The sequence below is a fragment of the Pseudomonas sp. K5002 genome, from assembly GCF_013386655.1.
GTDB lineage: Bacteria > Pseudomonadota > Gammaproteobacteria > Pseudomonadales > Pseudomonadaceae > Aquipseudomonas.
The window spans coordinates 1-5,502 of the sequence record NZ_JACARK010000367.1; the positions used below are offsets into that span (position 1 = coordinate 1).

Here is a 5,502-nt window from a genome sequence, read left to right on the forward strand (position 1 = left end):
GTGCGCGACGCCGTTGCCGCCGATGGCTGGGTGTGTGAAGGCAACTATGCGCGGCGCACGTTCGACCTGCGCCTGCCCCGTGCCGATTTGATCATCTGGCTCGACACGCCACGGCTCACCTGCTTTACCCGGGTGATCCTGCGCAGTGCGCTGAACCGCCCGCGCCCGGATATTCCCGCCGGCTGTACCGAGAAACTCGACCGGGAGTTCCTGACATTCCTGAAGTACGTGTGGACGTTTGATCGCGGCCACCGGCCAGGTATCGAGGCGGTGCGGTTGGCGGCAGGCCCGTCGGTGCCCGTGGTGCACTTGCGCGGTGGCCAGCAGATCGCCGAGTTTCTCGAGCGCTTGCCCGCAGCATCTGAAGGCTGCCTTGAATAGAGGGAGCAGGAGCGTTGGCCGCGATAGTGGGTCGTCTTGCCAGTGAAGAAATCATTGATGGCAAGACTTCCACCGCCCTCGGGCCATGCCGTCCTGACAGGTTTTTTCAACTGTAGGATCTTGTTGGCAGCCGCTCCCTCGTGCGACCTGAAGAAGCCCCTATCTGGACCTCAGGTACCGATAGAGCGTCTGCCGACTGATTTCAAAATCACGCGCCAATTTGGATCTACTTTCTCCTGCAGTGGCCCGGTCAATCAAGTTTACAACCTGATTGTCAGACAGCTTTTTCTTGCGACCTCTATAAGTCCCACGATTCTTTGCACTGGCAATTCCCGCCGCCTGTCTTTCCCTCATCGCAGCGCGCTCGAACTCTGCAATCAGCTCCATTACCGCAATGATCGACTCCACGACTTCAAGACAGTCATGCCGGAAAACCAGGTTTTCGTTCAAACACTCCAGCGTGACCTGCTTTTCAATCAACCGGCGAATGATGGCGCACAGCTGCTCCGTGCTTGAAGTCAGCGCTGCCATGCTGTCCACCACCACGGTATCCCCGCACTGCAGGTAGCGGAGTAGCCTTTCCAGGCCTGCAGGATTCGCGGCATTGTCTGCCGGCTCATCGCAAAACACGGCATCAAATACATCGTCGCTTGTTATTTTCTCTACGCCACCCTCGGGCTCTTTTAGAGCGCGCCGGAAATATTTGATGCGATGCAATCTCATGGTGCCTCCTTGGCAATACTTGTACAGCGTCATTTTATACTTGTACAAGCTGTAACTAAATCATCAATTCCTTACACCGCACTTGTAACACTGAACCCACCCAAAATACACAGTTGCAAAGAGTTGAACTTCCCTTATCATTTTGAAGCATGGAATTCTAACAAGCTTTTCGCAAAAAAGTCGATTTCGTATTCCTTGAACGCCCCGTGCAACTCAAGCAACCCATATGAGTATCTACTGTTTTACAGCTCAAACAATTGACATGACCGGCTTGACGCGGCTGTTAATTTCTCGATGCAATCAGAGGATGAATGGATGAATGTCTTGGAAGGCGCCATCGAAATTGATCGCCCAACTACCGATCAGGAAAAGATTGATAAGGTAACCCGCAGTATTACCGATCATGGGAACTACCTGCGAAAGCGTTATCCGATCCTGCAGCACCAGGATGCTCTGGGCGCGAGTGTCATGGCGTTTTCCCTGATAGGGATGGTCATTACGGGAGGGCTCTATCTAAAGGGTTTTATCCCCGCATGGATGTGTATTCTGGTCAATGCGCTGCTGACTTCGTTCATTCATGAAATCGAACATGACCTGATTCATCGCCTTTATTTTAGAAAACAGCCGCTGGCCCATAATGCCATGATGCTCTTCTGCTGGCTGGCACGCCCGGGTATGCCCAGCCCGTGGCTAAGACGCAGTCTGCACTTTCATCACCATAAGGAGTCCGGAACTGATTCTGATGTTGAAGCCTGGATCACCACGAGCGGCAGTCCTTGGGGAATACTGCGATTACTGAAACTGGTGGACGGCTTTGTATTTGGTTTTCTAAATGCGGTGTTTGCCCCGGGATGGCGGCAAAAGGTAAAATTGTTAGGCAAGATCATTCGGCTCAATACACCATTCGGGCTTCTGTATTGGGGGTGCTGGTATGTGTTCCTCGGCTACCACCTGTATGTCTGGCTTGGGTCAATTACCGGGATGGAGGTTCACAGTTCAGCTACGACGCTGGAATTAATGGATATCGTCAATAGCGCAGTGGTTATTCTTATAGCGCCCAATATGATACGGCAGTTCTGCCTGTTCTTTATAAGTTCAAATATGCACTATTACGGCGATGTTGCCCCGCGTAACGCATTACAACAAACCCAGGTGATGAACCCTTGGTGGCTGTGGCCGTTCCAGTTGTTCTGTTTTAACTTTGGCAGCACTCACAGCATCCATCACTTCGTGGTGAGAGACCCGTTTTATCTGCGTCAGATGACGGCACCTTATGCTCATAAAGTCATGGCCCAGGCCGGTGTCAGGTTCAATGACTTCGGCACCTACAAACGAGCCAATCGCTTTTCCATGGAGCACTCCCAAACTCGGTCTCGTGGGTGAATTCCTCCACAACCATTATCCGTGTTCGGCAAGTATCAAGGGCCGCACTTCAAATACGAGGACGTTGAGGTATGAAAGCGCAAGGGATATGTGCGAAGCAGTTTGAAGCGGTCAAGCAGGCCTTCGAGGACATGTTCGATGATCCGCAGGAACGTGGGGCCGGCCTGTGCGTGCAGGTAGGCGCAGAGATCGTTGTCGACCTGTGGGCCGGCATGGCAGACCAGGCGGGGACGAAACCCTGGACCCGCGATACGCTGGCCAATACCTTCTGCGTAATAAAACCCTATGTCGCGGTGGCCGTCCTGATGTTGGTTGAGGCGGGCAAGCTGGAGCTGGATGCACCCGTGGCCCGTTACTGGCCCGAGTTCGCCCGGAGCGGGAAAGCAAAGGTCACCCTGCGCCAGGTGATGAACCATACCGCAGGCCTGCCGGCGCTGCGGGGGCCCGACCACAACCCCATGATGTATGACTGGGAGCATATGCTGCGACTGCTGGAGGCCGAGCCGCTGTGGTGGGAACCGGGAACAGACCTGGGCTACGGCACCACCACGTTTGGCTGGATCCTCGGAGAGTTGATTCGCCGGGTGGACGGACGAGATCCCTGTGTGTTTATCCACGAAGAGATTCTCGATCCCCATGAGTTGGACGTGCACCTCGGCGTGAACGAAGAACACTTTCATCGTATCGCGCGTTTCGACAGTGCCACGGGACGAGTCGGTGACCCTTACTCGCAGGCGTTGCGAACCGTGGTGAAAAACGAGCCGTCGCATATCGCGACGCTCGCCTTCACCAACCCCGGAATGGTGCCCAGACGAACCAGTGACCCTCGCTGGTGGGCCTACCGGCAACCCGCCGTGTGTGGACACGGTTCGGCTCACGGCCTGGCCGGTTTCTACAGTGCATTGATGGCAGGAAACTTTATCGGTCCCGAGCTGCTTACTGAATTCAGCCGTGAGCACAGTCATGGCATGGATCGAGTATGGATGCGCCCCATGCGTTATGGATTGGGTTGCATGCTCGAGCAGCAACGCGACCCGACGGCTTCCCATGCAATGGGCCCGAACACCTTTGGCCATATCGGGCTTGGTGGCCCGATCAGTTTCGCTGATCCCGAAAAACAAGTGAGCTTCGGTTTTGTCACCACGACTTCGGGCAGCCATTCGATGATTGATCCACGCCCCCGCCGACTTTCATCCCTTGTCTATGCGTCGCTTTGAAGGCAAGGGGCGGATCTGTTCATCTGAGGCTTTCAAGGGGGCGCAATACTGCCGAATGCAACGCAGCAAGTTTTTGGCAAGACACAAGTGGCTGATGGCAAACCGAAACCTTCCCCTCCTGGCCAACAATGAGTCATTGGCTTATGAACGAAGGCTGGTACAACGACGACATGATTTATTTATAAATAAATTCATACGCCTCGATATAAGAACCTATCTCGTTTGAATGAGCAGTCACCCACACTGCATTCATGCCTGTCTTTCTTTGATCGTTGAATTCCGACTGAGTGGTACAAAGCGCAACCCAGCGCTCAGTCTTTAAATCCTTAATCCGCAGACCCGCCTCACAACGACTGAACTTTCCAACGTAGGGCCCCGGAGTCACCAGCTCGTAAGGTGACGCATACTGAACAATGTCGCCGGGCAACAGGTACGTAACGACGTCATAACTGTGCAAGGACAAAATCAGACCCAGGCAAAAACCACCAAAAAAAGATTCTCCAACACGGTTCGGGTTTCTTACAGCCGGACGATAGTAGGTGGCCCTTGCAGCAAAAAAGAGTCCAACCAGACAACCAATGACTATATAGGTCGTCCACTCGGGAATCGATGGCATTAAAACCGTTCGCATTACAATGCGACCGGCCCAGAGCGTATAAGCAATCCATGCTCCAAATAACAGACACACCACCAACAACAAGGTTCTTTTCTTTGATTTGTTTTCAAATGAAGGATATTCCATTCCCTGCCTACTCTATTTTTAATTCCCGGGAAAAGCGCTTCGTGCTTCACGCCAACTTCCTTTACCCGATTGGCATGCCGGGCATATTAACGAATGAGCGTCATGGTGACCGATCTATTTACCCACGACTCACAGACATGGCCAGAGCGCCATCGGTTCTACCCATTAGCGCAAATTGTTCAACCGCCTCACATCCCTTATCCTCGTGGCCTTACCTGCCTGCGCCCGCCGGAGCCCCCCATGGACCTCGCCACCCTCACCCTCTTCCTCCCGGCCTGCTTCGCCCTGAACATGGCGCCAGGCCCGAACAACCTGCTGTCCGTGAGCAACTCCACCCGCTACGGCTACCGCACTTCGTGCCTGGCAGGCGTCGGGCGACTGCTGGCCTTTGCCGGGATGATCGCACTCGCGTCCGCCGGGCTGGCGGTGGTGCTGCAAACCTCGGAGTTGTTGTTCTACGGGATCAAGATCCTGGGGGCGGCGTATCTATTTTATCTGGCGTATCAACTGTGGCGGTCCAATCCGCACGCGGAGGCTGAGTCGACGGCGCCCAAGGCGGGCTTGTGGGCCTTGGCGCGACAGGAGTTCCTGGTGGCCGCCGGCAATCCCAAGGCAATCCTGATTTTTACCGCCTTCCTGCCGCAATTCGTCGACCCGGCACGTCCGATCACGCCGCAATTCGCCCTGCTGGGAGCGATGTTTCTGGCGCTGGAATGGTTCGCCATCAGCGCCTACGCCTATATGGGTTTGCATATGCGCCGCTGGTTCGCGCAGCCTCGGGGCAAGCGGATTTTCAACCGCTGCTGTGCGGGGTTGTTGTCGGCTGCCGCGACGGTATTGCTGATGGCGCGCAGGGCCTGAGCACTGCGAAAAACCGGCGAAAACGCTTACAATCGCCGTCTCACCGCAACTCAGGCAGGCCAGTTCGCCCATGGCGCTCGACCCCATCACCATACTGGTCCTCACCATCGCCCTGGCAGGCGCCGCCGCGCTGTACCTGGCGGTCGAGTGGCGCAACGTTCGCGAACCGTCGCTGCTGTACTGGACCGCCGGTTT

6 protein-coding genes and 1 pseudogene are annotated in these 5,502 nt (G+C 55.1%); 5 read left to right on the plus strand and 2 right to left on the minus strand.

Annotated elements, in window-relative coordinates; genetic code table 11:
- Window positions 1-381: AAA family ATPase (locus tag HX846_RS17595; RefSeq protein ID WP_178965796.1), on the plus strand; the 381-nt coding region annotated here is incomplete at its 5' end.
- A gap of 159 nt (window positions 382-540) precedes the next feature.
- Here the strand turns inward: HX846_RS17595 and HX846_RS17600 are convergent.
- Entirely contained in the window at window positions 541-1,104 is a 564-nt protein-coding gene (locus HX846_RS17600) for a recombinase family protein (RefSeq protein WP_177019791.1), read from the minus strand.
- Window positions 1,105-1,419: 315 nt separating this feature from the next.
- Here HX846_RS17600 and HX846_RS17605 point away from each other — a divergent pair, with 315 nt between their 5' ends.
- Together HX846_RS17605 and HX846_RS17610 are read left to right on the plus strand one after the other, a co-directional pair.
- Window positions 1,420-2,487 (plus strand): fatty acid desaturase, encoded by a 1,068-nt coding sequence (locus HX846_RS17605; RefSeq protein WP_003215138.1) that lies wholly within the window; start codon window positions 1,420-1,422, stop codon window positions 2,485-2,487.
- A gap of 71 nt (window positions 2,488-2,558) precedes the next feature.
- Complete coding sequence (locus tag HX846_RS17610; RefSeq protein WP_134326743.1) at window positions 2,559-3,704, plus strand: serine hydrolase domain-containing protein; 1,146 nt, start codon at window positions 2,559-2,561, stop codon at window positions 3,702-3,704.
- Window positions 3,705-3,879: 175 nt separating this feature from the next.
- Here HX846_RS17610 and HX846_RS17615 read toward each other — a convergent pair whose 3' ends face one another.
- Complete coding sequence (locus HX846_RS17615; RefSeq protein ID WP_003215135.1) at window positions 3,880-4,446, minus strand: hypothetical protein; 567 nt, start codon at window positions 4,444-4,446, stop codon at window positions 3,880-3,882.
- 240 nt (window positions 4,447-4,686) lie between these two features.
- On the opposite strand from HX846_RS17615, the gene HX846_RS17620 reads away from it, so the two are divergent.
- Together HX846_RS17620 and HX846_RS39605 are read left to right on the plus strand one after the other, a co-directional pair.
- Window positions 4,687-5,307, plus strand: a complete 621-nt coding sequence (locus tag HX846_RS17620; RefSeq protein WP_177009454.1) for a LysE family translocator — start codon at window positions 4,687-4,689, stop codon at window positions 5,305-5,307.
- Between the two features lie 31 nt (window positions 5,308-5,338).
- Window positions 5,339-5,502 (plus strand): annotated as a pseudogene (locus HX846_RS39605) (GGDEF domain-containing protein); the annotation flags it as partial.